The 15985-nt window shown below is 73.9% G+C and carries 13 protein-coding genes; 8 read left to right on the top strand and 5 right to left on the bottom strand.

What is annotated here, in order from left to right; genetic code table 11:
• The first annotated feature begins 5 nt into the window (after positions 1 to 5).
• The 6 genes from AC0693_RS06630 to AC0693_RS06605 all read left to right on the top strand — a co-directional run bounded on the left by AC0693_RS06630 (position 6) and on the right by AC0693_RS06605 (position 9006).
• Entirely contained in the window at positions 6 to 1019 is a 1014-nt protein-coding gene (locus tag AC0693_RS06630; protein WP_469333785.1) for a glutamate ABC transporter substrate-binding protein, read from the top strand.
• 38 nt (positions 1020 to 1057) lie between these two features.
• Positions 1058 to 2317, top strand: coding sequence for a hypothetical protein (locus AC0693_RS06625; RefSeq protein ID WP_356404876.1), 1260 nt, complete (start codon positions 1058 to 1060; stop codon positions 2315 to 2317).
• Between the two features lie 53 nt (positions 2318 to 2370).
• Positions 2371 to 5100 carry a serine/threonine-protein kinase gene (locus AC0693_RS06620; protein WP_469318562.1) on the top strand — a complete coding sequence of 910 codons (2730 nt, stop codon included), beginning with the start codon at positions 2371 to 2373 and terminating at the stop codon, positions 5098 to 5100.
• 9 nt (positions 5101 to 5109) lie between these two features.
• Positions 5110 to 6552, top strand: coding sequence for a PP2C family protein-serine/threonine phosphatase (locus AC0693_RS06615; RefSeq protein ID WP_478801354.1), 1443 nt, complete (start codon positions 5110 to 5112; stop codon positions 6550 to 6552).
• A 44-nt stretch (positions 6553 to 6596) separates the two neighbouring features.
• Positions 6597 to 7928, top strand: a complete 1332-nt coding sequence (locus AC0693_RS06610; protein ID WP_478801147.1) for a hypothetical protein — start codon at positions 6597 to 6599, stop codon at positions 7926 to 7928.
• A gap of 112 nt (positions 7929 to 8040) precedes the next feature.
• A complete protein-coding gene (locus AC0693_RS06605) occupies positions 8041 to 9006 on the top strand; it encodes an FHA domain-containing protein (protein WP_478801146.1) in 966 nt (321 codons plus the stop codon).
• A gap of 3 nt (positions 9007 to 9009) precedes the next feature.
• Here the strand turns inward: AC0693_RS06605 and AC0693_RS06600 are convergent, their stop codons facing one another.
• Positions 9010 to 9990, bottom strand: coding sequence for a methyltransferase domain-containing protein (locus AC0693_RS06600; protein WP_478801145.1), 981 nt, complete (start codon positions 9988 to 9990; stop codon positions 9010 to 9012).
• Positions 9991 to 10107: 117 nt separating this feature from the next.
• Between AC0693_RS06600 and AC0693_RS06595 the strand changes: the two genes are divergently transcribed.
• A complete protein-coding gene (locus tag AC0693_RS06595) occupies positions 10108 to 10512 on the top strand; it encodes a globin (protein WP_469318500.1) in 405 nt (134 codons plus the stop codon).
• A gap of 33 nt (positions 10513 to 10545) precedes the next feature.
• On the opposite strand, the gene AC0693_RS06590 is transcribed toward AC0693_RS06595, so the two are convergent.
• The 3 genes from AC0693_RS06590 to ettA are packed head-to-tail and all read right to left on the bottom strand — an operon-like array spanning position 10546 to position 13389.
• Positions 10546 to 11253, bottom strand: a complete 708-nt coding sequence (locus tag AC0693_RS06590) for a DUF8010 domain-containing protein (RefSeq protein WP_478740783.1) — start codon at positions 11251 to 11253, stop codon at positions 10546 to 10548.
• On the bottom strand, positions 11250 to 11705 hold the full coding sequence (locus tag AC0693_RS06585) for an acyl-CoA thioesterase (RefSeq protein ID WP_356404785.1): 456 nt from the start codon (positions 11703 to 11705) through the stop codon (positions 11250 to 11252). Before AC0693_RS06585 ends, AC0693_RS06590 begins: the two co-directional genes overlap by 4 nt.
• Positions 11706 to 11724: 19 nt before the next feature.
• Positions 11725 to 13389, bottom strand: a complete 1665-nt coding sequence (gene ettA / locus AC0693_RS06580) for an energy-dependent translational throttle protein EttA (protein ID WP_356404783.1) — start codon at positions 13387 to 13389, stop codon at positions 11725 to 11727.
• A gap of 309 nt (positions 13390 to 13698) precedes the next feature.
• Here ettA and AC0693_RS06575 point away from each other — a divergent pair, with 309 nt between their 5' ends.
• Positions 13699 to 14271, top strand: a complete 573-nt coding sequence (locus AC0693_RS06575; protein WP_469318498.1) for a hypothetical protein — start codon at positions 13699 to 13701, stop codon at positions 14269 to 14271.
• A gap of 68 nt (positions 14272 to 14339) precedes the next feature.
• On the opposite strand, the gene AC0693_RS06570 is transcribed toward AC0693_RS06575, so the two are convergent.
• Entirely contained in the window at positions 14340 to 15911 is a 1572-nt protein-coding gene (locus AC0693_RS06570) for a phosphatase PAP2 family protein (protein WP_469333768.1), read from the bottom strand.
• Between the last annotated feature and the right edge of the window lie 74 nt (positions 15912 to 15985).

Here is a 15985-nt window from a genome sequence, read left to right as displayed (position 1 = left end):
TGCGGATGCGAGGGCGCCGGGTGGAGCGGAACGACGTCGGCGGGCCGGGCCCGCGACGGCTGCGCGGCTGGGGCGGGGTGAGCGCGATGGCCGCCGCCTGCGCGGTGACGGCCGTCGCCGTCCTGCTGCCGCTCGCCCAGGCAGCGCCGGAGACGGCACAGGCCGGTCCCGCCGCGCCCGCGGTGGCGCCGGCCGCCCCGGCGGTGCAGGAGACCTGCCAGGACCCGGAGGCCAGCCTGCGCCCGCCGGGCGTGGACGGACCGGCCATCGCCCGGATCAAGGCGGCGGGCAAGCTCGTCGCGGGCGTCGACCAGAACAGCTTCCGCTGGGGTTACCGCAACCCGGTCGACGGCAAGCTCGACGGCTTCGACATCGCCCTGGTCAAGGCCATAGCCAAGGACATCCTGGGCGACGAGAACGCGGTGATATACCGGGCGATCCCGACCAGCCAGCGCATACCGGCGCTGGTGGAGGGCCGGGTCGACATCGTCGTACGGACCATGACGATCAACTGCGACCGGCTCAAGGACGTCGCCTTCTCCACGGCGTACTTCGAGGCGGGCCAGCAGGTCCTGGCCCCGAAGGGCTCGCCCATCACCGGCTACGACGACTCCCTCAAGGGCCGCAGGATCTGCACGGCGGCCGGTTCCATCGCCGAGAGCAAGCTCAAGGAGAACGGCTACGGCTCGGTGTCCGTCACCGTCCCGAACCAGCTGGACTGCCTGGTCAGGCTCCAGCTGGGCGAGGTCGACGGCATCGTCACGGACAACGCGCTCGCCGCCGGACAGGCCGCGCAGGACCCGACGGTGCGGCTCGTCGGCTCGCCGTTCACCCGCGAGTTCTACGGCGTGGCCATGAACAAGGACGCGACCGACCTGGTGCGCCGGATCAACAAGGTGCTGGAGAACTACCGGGCGGGCGGGGACGCCGGCCAGTGGGCCAAGGCCTACCGCACGCACCTGGAAGCCGTCCTGCCCGGCATCCCCGGCCCCCCCGCGCCCAAGTACCGGGACGGCTGAGCGCCGTGGCGGGAACAGGAGGGGCCGTGCCGGCGGTGATGGACCGGGACGAGGTCGACCGCGCGCTGGCCCGGCTCGACGCGGAGCACGAGGCCGTGGAGTCCTCGCTGCTCGCGCTCCAGGACCACGCCGGGCGACGGCTCCTGGAGGGCGCGGCGCTGACCGGCACCACCCGCGAGCGGTGGGCCGTCACCGACGCCGCCATCACCCGTCTGTGGACGTACTTCGACGCCTACAGCGGGGCGCTCGCCGCCGCCCGGGAACTGCGCGAGCGGCGCCGCTGGCCCACCCGCGAGGACCTGGCCGAGCTGACCGAACGGCTGCGCGGCGCCGGGGTGGTGATCGCGGGCGGCGCGGTGGAGGGTGCCCAGCTGGCCGAGCGGTTCTCGCTGGCCGAGCTGGTCGCGCGGATGAACGAGCTGTACGCGGCCTCGCTGGACATGGTGGTCGCCGCCGACGCGGTGTGGTCGGCGCTGCCCGCCCGGATAGACCTGCTCGCCGCCGAACTGCACCGCACGCGTGCGCTGGCCCACTCCGTCGGCGTCCGCCCCGGCGAGCACCCTTCGGGCGACGACCTGGAGGAGATCACCGCCGAGCTGGCCGATCTGCGCGCCCGGGTCATCGAGGACCCGCTGGCCTTCTGGACCCCCGCGCCCGGCAGTTCCGCGCCGGGCGGCGGGCGGCCGGACACCGCGCGGTACGACCGGGCGGCGCGCGCGCTGGAGGACGTACGCCGCGAAGTGGAGGCGGTCCTGGCCGTGCGGCAGGACGCCGAGCAGCGGCTGATCAGCCTGCGCGACGTGCTGTCGCGGGCCGACCGGACCCTGGCGGAGGCGCGGACCGCGCGCGTCGAGGTGCTGGCCAAGATCGCCGCCTCCGAGGTGCCCGCGGTGAGCGGGCCGCCGACCGTGCTCCAGGAGCAGCTGGCGGCGGCCGCCGACTACCGGCGGCGCTCCCAGTGGCACCGGCTGTCGCCGCTGCTGGAGTCCCTGGAGGAGCGGGCCGAGGACGAACTGCGCCGGGCCCGCGCCTCCTTGACGGCGGTGACCGCGCCCCTGGCGGTGCGGGCCGAACTGCGGGGCCGGCTCGACGCCTACCGGGCGAAGATGGTCCGGCACGGGACGGCCGCAGACCCCTTGCTCGTCGAGCGGTACGACACGGCCCGGCGGATGCTGTGGAGCGCGCCCTGCGATCTGCGCGCCGCCGAACAGGCCGTCCTGCGCTACCAGCAGGCGGCCGCCGAGTCACTGGTACCGCAGCAGGACCGGCCCCTCGGGCCGGGGAAGGAGAACGCGTGAGCCTGACCGGGACTCCGTGCGGCCGGCCCGGCTGCCCGGGCGCGTACGAGGACATGGGCGGCGGGGAGCTGTACTGCGACACCTGCGGCCTGGCGCCGCTGCCGGGCGCGCCCGCCGCGGCGTCGGCAGGCGCCGCCGAGCTGGTGTCGCCGCCCACCGGGATGACCAGCGCGGCCCGGGGCGCCGGGGCGCGCGGCTCCCAAGGGTCGCAGGCCTCGGCCCGGGGTTCCGGTTCGGCCCGCTCCGCCCGGTCCTCGCGCTCGTCGTCCTCGCGGCGTTCGGTCTCGGGACGGCTCTCGCGCGCCCTGTCGGGGACCGCGGCGTCCGGCCGTTCGGTGTCGGTGCGCAGTTCGGGTTCCTCGTCCGGGCCCTCGGGCCGCGGGCGGCTGGGGGCCGGGCTGGTGAGCGTGCCGGAGGTTCCGCGTCCGGATCCTTCGGCTTCGGTGCTGGCCAATCCCGAGGTGCCGGAGCGCAAGCGGTTCTGTTCGAAGTCGGACTGCGGGGCCCAGGTCGGGCGGGCGCGCGGCGACCGCCCGGGCCGTACCGAGGGCTTCTGCACCAAGTGCGGGCACCCGTACTCCTTCGTGCCGAAGCTCGCCTCGGGCGACGTGGTGCACGGGCAGTACGAGGTGGCGGGCTGCCTGGCGCACGGCGGCCTAGGCTGGGTGTACCTCGCCGTCGACCGGGCGGTCTCGGACCGCTGGGTGGTCCTCAAGGGCCTGCTGGACACCGGGGACCAGGACGCGATGGCCGCGGCCATCTCGGAGCGGCGCTTCCTCGCGGAGATCGAGCACTCCAACATCGTGCGGATCTACAACTTCGTGGAGCACCTGGACCAGCGGACCGGCTCGCTGGACGGGTACATCGTGATGGAGTACGTCGGCGGCAAATCGCTCAAGGAGATCGCCAACGAGCGCCGCCAGGCGGACGGCCGGCGCGATCCGCTGCCGGTGGAGCAGGCCTGCGCCTACGGCATCGAGGCGCTGGAGGCCCTCGGCCACCTGCACAGCCGCAACCTCCTCTACTGCGACTTCAAGGTCGACAACGCCATCCAGCAGGCCGACCAGCTCAAGCTGATCGACATGGGCGCGGTCCGGCGGATGGACGACGACGAATCGGCCATCTACGGCACGACCGGCTACCAGGCGCCCGAAGTCGCCGAGCTGGGCCCCTCGGTGGCCTCCGACCTCTACACCGTCGCCCGCACGCTGGCCGTGCTGACCTTCGACTTCCAGGGCTACACCACCGTCTTCGTGGACAGCCTGCCGGACCCCGACCACATCGAGGTCTTCCGCCGCTACGAGTCCTTCTACCGGCTGCTGGTGCGGGCCACCGACCCCGACCCGGGACGGCGGTTCGCCTCGGCGCAGGAGATGGCCGACCAGCTGACGGGCGTGCTGCGGGAGGTGGTGGCGCTCCAGACGGGGCGCCCGCGCCCGCAGCTGTCCACACTGTTCGGGCCCGAGCTGCGGGTCCCCGACACCGGGCTGTTCGCCGAGGAGGCGGGGGGCGCGATGCCCCGGCTGGGCGCGCGCGAGCTGACGGCGTGGCGCGGGGTGCTGCCGGGCCGCCGCCGCGCGGTGCCCGCGGTGACCGGCGCAACCGCTCCTGCGGGCGGCCGCGCCGGCGCGGTGTCCGAGCTGGCGCCCGTGCCCATGGCGGGTGCGGTGCCCCTCGTGGGCGCGGCGGCGGTGCCCGCGCCGGCGACGACCGCCACGCACGTGACGGTTGCCCCGGGAGCCCCCGGGGCGGCCGCGCGGCCGGCTCCGGCCGAGGTGTCCCTGCCCGCGCCGCGGGCGGCGCCGGCCGCGGCGGCGCCCGTCGTGGCGTACCCGGCCGCGCTCCCCGGATCGGCCGTGCTGGCCGCCCTGGACGCGCGGGCGGCCTCGCTGGCCCTACCCGTGCCGCTGGTGGACCCGGCCGACCCCAACGCCGGTTTCCTGACCGCGCTGCTGACCTCCGCGCCCGCCGACCTGCTGGGCGCGCTGGCGTCGGCGCCCGCCGACTCCGCCGAGCTGCGGCTGCGCGCACTGCGGGCCCACCTGGAACTGGGCGAACTCGCGGTGGCGGGCCGGACCCTGACGGAGCTGGAGGCGCGCCACCCCGACGACTGGCGCGTGGTCTGGGCGCGCGGCATCGCCTCGCTGGCCGCCGGGGACGACGAGGTCGCGGCGCTGTCCTTCGACGCGATCTACGACGCCTTCCCGGGCGAGCCCGCGCCGAAGCTGGCGCTGGGCCTGTGCGCGGAGATCCTGGGCCAGTTGGACAATGCCGCCGAGTACTACAGCCTGGTGTGGGCCACCGATCCGGGATTCGTGAGCGCCGCCTTCGGGCTGGCCCGGGTCCAGCTGGCCGCCGGGGACCGCACGGCGGCGGTGCGGACGCTGGAATCCGTACCGGAGTCGTCCATCCACTACACGGCCGCGCGGGTGGCGGCCGTACGGGCACGCTTGCGCGACCGCTCCCCCGAGGAGCCGCTCCTGGACGACCTGCTGGCCGCCTCGGGGCAGGTGGAGGCGCTGCGGCGGTTCGGCCTGGACGCCGTCCGGTACGAGGTGCTGACGGCCGAGGTTCTGGGCTCGGCGCTCGACTGGGTACTGTCGGGTAGCCGGGGCGCGGACCCCGGCCGGACCTCGCTGCTCGGCAGCCAACTGGACGAGCGGGGGCTGCGCTTCGGCCTGGAACGCTCGTACCGGGTCCTGGCCCGCCTGGCGCAGCGGGGCGAGGAGAGGATCGAACTGGTGGAACGGGCAAACCGTTTCCGTCCACGGACGTGGGTGTGAGTGATGTCGATGCATCGGCCGTCGGGCTGCCCCAGCTGTGCGGAACCCCTGGAAGAGGGTGACCGTTTCTGCGGAGTCTGCGGATATTCCCTCTCCGCGGAGCCCCCGCCCCCGGACGACCACCCGACGGTCGCCCTGACCCCGGACGCGGCGGCGCCCCGGCCCGCCTTCCCGCCCGCCGTCGGCGCGCCCGAGCCCTCGGGCCCCGCCGGCTGGTCCGACGCGTCCCACACCCCGGGTCCGGCATCCGCCCCGCCCGGCTACGGCGCGCCCGAGGCGACCCCCGCACCCGGCGGCTACGGCGCCCCCGCGCCGTCGGCCGCACCCGAGCCCGCCGGGTACGGCGCGGCCCCGGCGCCCGGCGCCGCTCCCGCACCGGCACCCGCACCCGCACCCGCACCCGGCCACGTGCCCACGCTCGTCGACGAGCCCGGCGGCTGGGGCCCCGCCGCCCCGCAGGGGGCCACCACCGGCCACCCGGGCTCGGGCAGCGGCGACGGCGGCGGCAGCGGCGACCCGGCCGGGACCGACCCCGTCGGCGAGCCGACCGGCGGCAAGACCTGTGTCGCCTGCCGCGCCGGCCGGGTCGACACCGACGGCTACTGCGAGCACTGCGGCCACGCCCAGCCCCGCGAGCGGGACCACCTCGAAGAGGAACTCGGCAGCGTCGCCGCCGTCAGCGACCGCGGCCTGCGCCACCACCGCAACGAGGACTCCTTCGCCGTCGCGGCCACCGCGCTGCCCGACGGCTCGGCCGCCACCGTCGCCATCGTCTGCGACGGCGTCTCCTCGGCCAGCCGCCCCGACGAGGCCTCCGCCGCCGCGGCCGTCGCCGCCAACGAGGCCCTGCTGGAGGCGCTGCCCCGCGGCGCGCTGCCTCAGCAGGCCATGCACGAGGCGATCCTGGCCGCCGCCACTGCCGTCAACGCCCTGGCCCCGGAGGTTCCCGGCGCGCAGAACGCCCCCGCCTGCACCCTCGTCGGCGCGGTCACCGCGGGCGGCCTGCTGATCATCGGCTGGGTCGGCGACAGCCGCGCGTACTGGGTGCCCGACGACCGCTCCGCCCCGCCCGCCCGCCTCACCGAGGACGACTCCTGGGCCGCCCAGATGGTCGCGGCGGGCCTGATGAACGAGGCCGAGGCGTACGCCGACGTCCGCGCCCACGCCATCACCGGCTGGCTCGGCGCCGACGCGTACGAACTGGAGCCGCACACCGTCGCCTTCAAGCCCGACCGGCCGGGCGTGGTGGTCGTCTGCACCGACGGGCTGTGGAACTACGCCGAATCCGCCCAGGAAATGGCCCGGTTGCTGCCCACCGACGCCGCCGCCCGGCCGCTGCACAGCGCCCAGGTGCTCGTCGGCCACGCCCTGGACGGCGGTGGTCACGACAACGTGACCGTGGCCGTCGTCCCCTTCGCCGTGTCCGAGGCGGCCGCGGCACCCGCCGCCTGACCGCACCGTCCCCGCCCGCCCCGCACACCGAGGAGACCGTCCTGATGGCGAACTTCGCCAAGCCGAGCGCCCCGCGCTTCACCGTGGAGGTGTACCAGAACGAGTTCCTCCCGGTGGGCGGGCAGGACGTGCACGCCATCGTGACGGTGACGTCCACCGGCGGCGCCGCCGCGACCCGCGCCGCGACCTCCGGCAGCGGTGCGGCCGTCGTGATCATGGTCGACTGCTCGGGGTCCATGGCGTATCCGCCCGCCAAGATGACCGGCGCCCAGGAGGCCACGGCCGCCGCGATCGACACCCTGCGCGACGGGACCTCCTTCGCCGTGATCGCCGGGACGCACGTGGCCCGGGAGGTCTACCCCGGTCAGGGCCGCCTCGCGGTCGCGGACCCGGTCACCCGCGCCCAGGCCAAGGGCGCCCTCGGCGCCCTGACCCCCGGCGGCGGCACCGCCATCGGCACCTGGCTGCGGCTGGCCGACGGCCTGCTGCGCCAGTCCCCCGCCACCATCCGGCACGGCATCCTGCTGACCGACGGCCGCAACGAGCACGAGGACCCGGAGGTGCTCCGCGCCACCCTCGACGCCTGCGCCGGCCGGTTCACCTGCGATGCCCGCGGGGTCGGCACCGACTGGGAGGTCAAGGAGGTGACCGCCATCGCGAGCGCGCTGCTCGGCACCGCCGACATCGTGGCCGACCCGGCCCGGCTGGCCGAGGACTTCACGCTCATGATGGAGAACGTCATGGGCAAGGAGGTCGCGGACGTCGCGCTGCGCCTGTGGAACCCGGTCGGCGCGGAGATCCAGTACGTCAAGCAGGTCGCGCCCGCCGTGCAGGACCTCACCGACCGCCGCACCGAAGCCGGTCCGCGCGCGGGTGACTACCCGACCGGGTCCTGGGGCGACGAGTCCCGCGAGTACCACGTCTGCGTCCGGGTACCGGGCGCGGACGTGGGCCGGGAGATGCTCGCCTCGCGGATCTCCCTGGTCCTGCCGGGCCGCGGCGGCGAGGACGCCACGGTGCTCACCGAGACCCCGGGGCTGGTCCGCGCGGTGTGGACGGCCGACCTGGCCGCGTCCACCAAGATCAACGCCCAGGTCGCCCACTACACCGGCCAGGCCGAGCTGGCCGAGGTCATCCAGCAGGGCCTGGAAGCACGCAAACTGGGAGATCTCGACGGCGCCACCGCCAAACTGGGCCGCGCCGTGCAGCTGGCCAGTGCGTCCGGGAACGAGGACACTGCGAAACTGCTGGCAAAGGTGGTGGATGTCGTGGATGTCGCGGCGGGTACTGTGCGGCTGAAGGCGAAAGTCGCCGACGCCGACGAGATGACCCTCGAAACGCGGTCGACGCAGACCGTCCGCGTGAAGCGGAACTGAAGCGGCACCGAAGCGGTACCGAAGCAGTACGACAGCGCCACGACAGCGGCACCCGAGCGCCACAGAAGCGACACTGACGTCCCGACGCAGGGGAGAAGGGGGAACGGCCGACATGCCGACCTGCCCGAACGGGCACCAATCGGTCTCCGACGACTGGTGCGAAGTATGCGGTCACCGCATGGCCCCCGCGGCCGCGCCCCCGGGTGCCCACGAGCCCCCGCCGCCGCCCTCCTACGACTACGGCTTCCCGATGGCCGGGGGCGAGCCCACCGCGCAGGCGGAGCTGTGCCCGCAGTGCCGGACCCCGCGCGAGGCGATGGCCCCGTACTGCGAGGAGTGCCGCTTCAACTTCCTGACCCGGACGGCGACCTCGTACACGCCGATCGCCCCGGATCCGGACCGCATTCCGGGTCCGCCCGTGAGCACGGGCGCCCCGCACGCGCCGATGCCGACCGCCGAGGCCTCGTACGCGCAGGATCCCTACGACCACCACGTCTCGCGGCCCTCGCAGGTCAACCGGCCCGCCGAGTCCTTGCAGCGCGAGGACGACTGGCTGCTGCCGCCGCCGGTGCAGGAGCAGGAGCCTCGGGGTTACTACGAAGCGCTGCCGTCCATGGCGCAGCCGGGATACGAGCAGCCCGCGCCGGAGCAGCCCTCGATCCCGCCCCAGGGCGGTGCCTGGACCGCGACGATCGGCCCCGACCGCTCGTACTTCATGGCGATGATGCAGCGCAGCGGCCCCGAGGCGGCGGGTCTCAACCTGCCCGCCTACGCCCCGGAGCAGCACCTTCCGCTGTCCGGCGGCCAGATCACCATCGGCCGCCGCCGCGCCTCCACGGGCGAGTCCCCGGACGTCGACCTGTCGGTCCCGCCGGAGGACCCGGGCGTCTCGCACGCGCACGCGGTCCTGGTCCAGCAGCCCGACGGCAGCTGGGCGGTGGTGGACCAGAACTCCACCAACGGCACCTACATCAACGGGGGCGAGGAGCCGATCCAGCCCTACGTGCCGGTCCCGCTGCGCGACGGCGACCGCGTCCACGTCGGCGCCTGGACCACGGTCACCGTCCGCCGCGGCTGAGCGTCAGGCGGCGGCATCCCCCAGGGGCCAGACGTACGGCCCCTGGGGATCGTCCAGCCAGGACCACTGGCCCTCGTCGGTGACCGTCACGCCGAAGCGTTCGCGCGCCGGCCGGTCCTCGCTCCGCCACAGGTCCAGGGCCTCCCGCGGGTGCAGCGCGCCCGCCGTGAGGATCAGCATGAACTGGAAGCGCTCGTTCTCCAGCAGGTCGTACGGCAGCCCGCCCGCCACCCACGCGGGCGCGGCCGCGGCTCCGCGCAGCGGGACGAAATACGCCGGGGTGTGCAGGAAGTGCCCCTCAGCGAAGGCCGCGTCCCGCACGCGCAGCGCGATCAGCCCCGTCGACAGCGGCGCCAGGATCCGCGCGCCCGCTCGGCACTGGGGCAGCCAGGCGGCCGGGATCTGCGGCAGCGTGCAGGTGACGATGATCCGGTCGAAGGGGCCCCGCGCCGGGCAGCCGCGCGCACCGTCCCCGGTGACCACCACCGGGTGGTGGCCGAGCCGGGCCAGGTGGACCCGCGCCGATTCGGTGATCTCCTCGTCCAGGTCCACCGTGGTGACCAGGTCCTCCCCGAGCCGGTGGCAGAGCAGGGCGGCGTTGTAACCGGTGCCCGCGCCGATCTCCAGCACGTTGTCCCCGTCCCGGACCTCCAGCGCGTCCAGCATCCGCGCCATCAGGGACGGCTGGCTGCTGGAGGAGACCAGCTCGCCGTCGCGCAGCCGGGTCGCGAGCGGAGCGTCCGTGTAGACCCCGCGCAGCCAGCGGGCCCGGCGCTCGGGATCGGGGTCCTCGGCCCACAGCCGCTCGTGGCCCGCGCCGCGGCCGGTCCAGAAGTAGGGGACGAAGACGTGCCGGGGCACGGCGGCGAAGGCCGCCCGCCAGGCCGGATCGGGCAGCGCCCCGGCGGCGACCAGCTCGCGGACCTGGGCCGCGTGCGCCGTCTCCCGCAGGTCCCGCGCCGCTCCGGCCTCCGTACCTCCCATGCTTCCACTGTGCTGCCCGCGCCTCCGGGCCGCCCGTCGGACACGAGGGGCCTGCGCCGGGCGGCCGATGGTCCTAGGACCCCGGTCCTCCGTCCGGGCGTCTGAGACGATGGTCGGGTGAACGAGATTCCGCGGGGCACCCTTCAGGAGCAGACCTTCTACGAGCAGGTCGGCGGCGAGGAGACCTTCCGCCGCCTGGTCCGGCGCTTCTACCAGGGGGTCGCCGAGGACCCGCTGCTGCGTCCCATGTACCCGGAGGCCGACCTGGGCCCCGCCGAGGAGCGCTTCGCGCTGTTCCTGATGCAGTACTGGGGCGGGCCGACCACCTACAGCGACCAGCGCGGCCACCCCCGCCTGCGGATGCGGCACGCCCCGTTCCAGGTGGACAGGGCGGCCCACGACGCGTGGCTGCGGCACATGCGGGACGCGATCGACGAGCTGGGCCTGGCGCCGGAGCACGAGGCCCAGCTGTGGCGGTACGTGACGTACGCCGCCGCCTCGATGATCAACACCGAGGGCTGAGCGGAGGCACGGCGCGGGCGGGGCGTACCGGCGTCAGACCGGGCGGACCTGGAGGGCGCCCAGGCCGCCGCCCGGGCGGCGGGTGACCACGGAACCGTACGGGGTGCGCAGCCGCAGCCAGCTGCCGGATGCCAGCAGCGCCACCGGCTCCGGGGCGTCGGGCGCGGCGCTCTGCGCGGGCACGGTGGACCGTACCGGCCGCAGGAAGCCCAGGGACTGGGCAGCGTGCACGGCGCGCAGCGGGAGGGCGGTCTCGCCCACGGTCCGGGACCAGATCTCGCGGCCGATCCGGTCGCGCTCGGAGCGGGTGCGGTGCTGCGGGGGCAGGGCCTCGTCGCGGCTGCGGAACTCCGCGACGGCCAGCGCCACCTGCGCGCGCATCGCGTCGGCGCCGGGCAGCCCGGGCACCTGCTGCCAGCCGCCGCGGGGCGGCAGTACGCCCGCCCAGGGGGGCCCGGTCACGGCCGCGGGCACGACCGCGCTGCCCTCGGCCTCGTCGATCGCCTCCAGGAGTTCCCCGGCGGAGACGGTCCGGTCCAGCGGCAGGGCCGGGGGCTGCGCGAGCCGGGCCGTACGGATCGCCAGCACGTCGAAGGACGGCGGGCGGCCGAACACCGCCAGCGCGCCGCCGCCCACCTGGAGGCGGACCGCGGCGGCGCGGTCGTAGTGCACGAGCCGGCCCAGGAAGGCGGCGAGGTCCGCCGCCTCCCCGGAATCGGCGAGGCGCAGCCGTTCGCTCATGCGGCGACGGCCCCTTCCGGGCCCGTGGGCTCGTCGAGGTACTTCTGCAGGAACTGCTTCTCCTCGGCCGTGATGCGGCGGGGCCGCCCCTCGGCGAGGTTGTAGGGCACGACGACCGTCGAGGCCCGTACGTAGACCTTCTCGGGCCGGCCGTCCTCCGCCACGTCCTTGACCTCGTAGCCGATGGTCAGGGACGCCGCGCCTATCCGGGTCACCCAGGATTCGATGAGGACCGGCTCGTGCCGGTGCACGAGGGGCAGCTTGTAGTCGATCTCGTGGCGGGCCACGACGGAACCGCCCGTGAAGGACTCGCTGCCCTCGCCCGGCGCGAGCCGGAACATGAAGTCGATCCGGGCTTCCTCCAGGTAGCGGAGGAAGACCACGTTGTTCACGTGCCCGAAGGAATCCATGTCCGACCAGCGCAAGGGGCACCGGTAGAGGTGTCTGGCCATGCTTGTTCCAGCCTCAGTCTCAGCCTCGGGTGAGCTTCTTGTACGTGGCGCGGTGCGGGCGGGCCGCATCGGCGCCGAGACGCTCGATCTTGTTCTTCTCGTACGACTCGAAGTTGCCCTCGAACCAGTACCACTTCGACTCGCCCTCGTAGGCGAGGATGTGCGTCGCGACCCGGTCCAGGAACCAGCGGTCGTGGGAGATGACCACGGCCGCGCCCGGGAACTCCAGGAGCGCGTTCTCGAGCGAGGAGAGGGTCTCGACGTCGAGGTCGTTGGTGGGCTCGTCGAGGAGCAGCAGGTTGCCGCCCTCCTTGAGCGTCAGCGCCAGGTTGAGGCGGTTGCGCTCACCACCGGACAGCACGCCGGCCGGCTTCTGCTGGTCCGGACCCTTGAAGCCGAAGGCGCTGACGTACGCGCGGGACGGCATTTCGACCTGGCCGACGTTGATGTAGTCCAGCTCGTCCGACACGACGGCCCAGAGGGTCTTCTTGGGGTCGATGTTGGCGCGGCTCTGGTCGACGTAGCTGATCTTGACGGTGTCGCCGACCTTGATGGCGCCGGAGTCCGGCGTCTCCAGGCCCTGGATCATCTTGAACAGCGTGGTCTTGCCGGCGCCGTTCGGGCCGATGATGCCGACGATGCCGTTGCGCGGCAGCGTGAAGGACAGGTCGTCGATGAGGACCTTGTCACCGAACGCCTTGGAGAGGTTGTTGACCTCGACCACGATCGAGCCCAGACGCGGGCCCGGCGGGATCTGGATCTCCTCGAAGTCCAGCTTCCGCATCTTGTCCGCCTCGGCGGCCATCTCCTCGTAGCGGGCGAGGCGTGCCTTGGACTTGGTCTGGCGGCCCTTGGCGTTGGAGCGGACCCACTCCAGCTCTTCCTTGAGGCGCTTCTGGCGCTTCTCGTCCTTGCGGCCCTCGACCTTGAGGCGGGTGGCCTTCTTCTCCAGGTACGTGGAGTAGTTGCCCTCGTAGGCGATGGCGCGGCCGCGGTCCAGTTCGAGGATCCACTCGGCGACGTTGTTGAGGAAGTACCGGTCGTGGGTCACGGCGATGACGCAGCCCTTGTACTGCGAAAGGTGCTGCTCCAGCCAGTTCACCGACTCGGCGTCGAGGTGGTTGGTGGGCTCGTCGAGGAGGAGCAGGTCCGGGGCCTCGATCAGCAGCTTGCAGAGCGCCACGCGGCGCTTCTCGCCACCGGAGAGGTTGGTGACGGGCCAGTCGCCGGGCGGGCAGCCCAGGGCGTCCATGGCCTGCTCCAGCTGGGCGTCGAGGTCCCAGGCGTTGGCGTGGTCCAGGTCCTCCTGGAGCTTGCCCATCTCGTCCATGAGCGCGTCGGTGTAGTCGGTCGCCATCAGCTCGGCGACCTCGTTGAAGCGCTTGAGCTTGCCCATGATCTCGGCGGCGCCGTCCTGCACGTTCTCCAGGACCGTCTTGGACTCGTCGAGCTTCGGCTCCTGCATGAGGATGCCGACGCTGAAGCCGGGAGACAGGTACGCCTCACCGTTGGACGGCTGCTCCAGGCCCGCCATGATCTTCAGGACGGTGGACTTACCGGCGCCGTTCGGACCGACCACACCGATCTTCGCGCCGGGCAGGAAGTTCAGGGTGACGTCATCAAGAATCACCTTGTCGCCGTGCGCCTTGCGCGTCTTGCGCATGGTGTAGATGAACTCAGCCAAGAGAAACCGTCCGGCAGATCGATGGGTGGGCAGATACACCCCATCTTGCCAGTCGTCCATACCTCGGGGCCAATGGGTAGGTCAGAGGCCCCTGACCTGGGGCGGGCCCGGCGCGGGGTCTCACGCCCAGGTCACCTCCGGTCGACATGGGTCGGCGCCGGGGGCCCCGGACGGCCCACGGGCGGCCCCGGACGGGCCCTCGAGTGCCTGGCAGCGACGGATTTCTCCCCTGAACGGCACCCCCACCGCAGGACCAAGCTGCAAGATGCCCTTGCCGTGAGGGATACGCGTCGTCATCCAGGGGGTCCAGTGGGAAGCACGCTCATCGGGTTGGCAGTGGCTGTAGTGGGTGTCGCGGGGACGCTCACAGCGTCCGTCCTGTCGCCACGCCTGCTGGCCCGCGTGCAGGCGGAACAGTTCGTACGTCAGCAGCAAGCGGGTGAGGCCCAATGGGTCCGTGAGCAGCAGGTGGCCGAACTGGCCCGCCGGCGCGAGAGCTACATGAGCGTCAACGCGGCCTTTCGCCGGTACCGGACTCATCTCATGAACTTTCTGTGGATCGTGCACAAGGGCGCGGTGACCACGGAGGCGAGAGAGGTGGTCGAAGAGGCGCGCCGGGACCACCACTCGGTCTTCGCCGCGGCTCAGCTGGTGGCATCGGGTGAGGTACTGGTCGAGCTGAACGCCATGACCAAGTCACTGTCGGAGGTCTATCGGCGCATCATGTGCCTGGAAGAGGGCGTACCGGATCCGGACGGCTCGTTCGATGGAATTCGCACAGATTTCGTTCGGCTCTGGGAGCAGTGGGAGAGGATGCTCGACGCCATGCGGGCCGACGTGGGCGCGGGAAGCGCGACGGCAGGGCAAGCCCGGATCGGCTGACGGGCCGGGCGGAGCCAGGGCCGGGTGGGAGCGGGGTTCCGGTCCTGGCTTCGGGGTGCTCCGGGGAGTCAGCGGGGGCGGTAGACCGTGAGGGCGTCGGGCAGCTCGTCCAGGACGCAGGACCTGGGGGCCAGCGCGTACTCCCCGTCGTAGGCGAGCGGGGTGCCCTCCGGGATCTCGGAGAGGCGCAGGCTGCGTAGCTTGGTCGCCGTGTGGACGGGCGAGCGCGTCAGCGGCCCGGCGAGGGCCGCGGCGAGCAGGCGCGGGCCGGGGCGCCCGCCGCCGAACACGAGCCGTACGTCGAGCAGCCCTTCGCCGAGGCTCATCCGGTGCCGCGGGGTCGCGCCGCTGCCCTGGTAGGTGCCGTTGCCCGCGAAGAGCAGCCAGACGGCCCGCTGCCGCCCGGCCAGCCGCATCCGTACCGGCCGCTCCGCGCGCAGCACCTTCCAGGACGCCAGCAGCGCGGCGGGGCCGCCGCCGATGCGGTGCCCCCAGCGCAGCCGGTGGCCGAGCAGCTCGGGGTAGGCGCCGATGCTGAAGTTGTTCAGGAAGTACCCGAACTCCTCCCGTTCCGCCGTGGCCTGCGCGACCGGCACGGCGGGGCCGGCCGAATCGGCCGGGGGAACGGGGACGGCGCTCGCGTCGAGGGCCGGTTCGGCCCGGGCGGGGCCGGGGGTGAAGCGGCCCACGCCCACCTTGACGGCGTGGCCCGCGGCCACCGCCCGGCAGGTGTCCTCGGGGCCGACGAGCCCGAGGTCGAGCGCGAAGTGGTTCAGGGTCCCGCCCGGGAACACCGCGAGCGGCACCCCGGCCTTGAGCGCGGCGGTGGCGGCGGCGTTCACCGTGCCGTCGCCCCCGCACACCCCGAGGACCTTGCTGCGGGCGGCCGCCGCGGCCAGCTCGGCGGGCACGTCCGGCCCCTCGCACTCGACCACCTCGGCCTGGGGCAAGGACTTGAGCAGCCGCTCGATCCCCGCTTCGGCGGCGGTCCCGGACCCCTTGTTGACGATCACGGTGAGCCCCTCGCCGTCGGGCAGCGCGGGAGCGTCGGCGGCCGGGCGCTCGTTGCCCGGGGTGACCCGGTGCCGCTCGATGCTCCGGGCCACGAACCGGACGGTGCACGCCGCGGCCACGCCGAAGCCCGCTCCCGCCAGGACGTCGGTGGGGTAGTGGACGCCCGTGTACACCCGGGAGAACGCCACCGAGGCCGCCACCGGCGCCACGACCGCGCCCCAGCCCGGGGATTCCAGCGCCAGTCCGGTGGCGAAGGCGAAGGCGGAGGCCGAATGGCCGGAGGGGAAGGAGGTGGTCCGGGGTTGCCGGGCGAGCCGCCGCGCGGTGGGCACGCCCTCCAGCAGCGGCCGGGCCCTGCGCACCGACCACTTGCCGACGGTGTTGATGGTGGCGGAGGCGAGCGCCAGCGAGGCCATCCCGCGCACGGCCCCGCGCCGGGCCCTGACCGAACCGAACACGGCGAGCGCCGAGGCCGCACCGGCCCAGAGCACCCCGTGGTTGGCGGCGCGGCCGAGTCGCGGCAGCACCTTTTGCGCACCGGGCCACTGCCTGTGGGCGACCGCGTCGAACAGCGCACGGTCGCCCCGGGCGACCGCACCTTGCCAGGTCAGTTCCTGATCAACCATTTCACGCCCTTACCCGCCGCCCCCATTTCGAACCAGCCTCCCCCAGACCCGGCCTCGTCGCGCGCGGGCAGGGC

It is taken from the genome of Streptomyces sp. NPDC043876 (assembly GCF_056435825.1).
Note: the sequence above shows the minus strand (reverse complement) of the source record. Positions and strands in the feature narration are given on the sequence as shown.

Excerpts from the sequence above, each read along its gene's own strand:
- AC0693_RS06570 (WP_469333768.1), bottom strand. The coding sequence starts at position 15,911 with ATGGTTGATCAGGAACTGACCTGGCAAGGTGCGGTCGCCCGGGGCGAC.
- AC0693_RS06585 (WP_356404785.1), bottom strand. The coding sequence starts at position 11,705 with ATGGCCAGACACCTCTACCGGTGCCCCTTGCGCTGGTCGGACATGGAT.
- AC0693_RS06610 (WP_478801147.1), top strand. The coding sequence starts at position 6,597 with ATGGCGAACTTCGCCAAGCCGAGCGCCCCGCGCTTCACCGTGGAGGTG.
- AC0693_RS06605 (WP_478801146.1), top strand. The coding sequence starts at position 8,041 with ATGCCGACCTGCCCGAACGGGCACCAATCGGTCTCCGACGACTGGTGC.
- AC0693_RS06625 (WP_356404876.1), top strand. The coding sequence starts at position 1,058 with ATGGACCGGGACGAGGTCGACCGCGCGCTGGCCCGGCTCGACGCGGAG.
- AC0693_RS06600 (WP_478801145.1), bottom strand. The coding sequence starts at position 9,990 with ATGGGAGGTACGGAGGCCGGAGCGGCGCGGGACCTGCGGGAGACGGCG.
- AC0693_RS06630 (WP_469333785.1), top strand. The coding sequence starts at position 6 with ATGCGAGGGCGCCGGGTGGAGCGGAACGACGTCGGCGGGCCGGGCCCG.
- AC0693_RS06615 (WP_478801354.1), top strand. The coding sequence starts at position 5,110 with ATGCATCGGCCGTCGGGCTGCCCCAGCTGTGCGGAACCCCTGGAAGAG.
- AC0693_RS06620 (WP_469318562.1), top strand. The coding sequence starts at position 2,371 with ATGGGCGGCGGGGAGCTGTACTGCGACACCTGCGGCCTGGCGCCGCTG.
- AC0693_RS06590 (WP_478740783.1), bottom strand. The coding sequence starts at position 11,253 with ATGAGCGAACGGCTGCGCCTCGCCGATTCCGGGGAGGCGGCGGACCTC.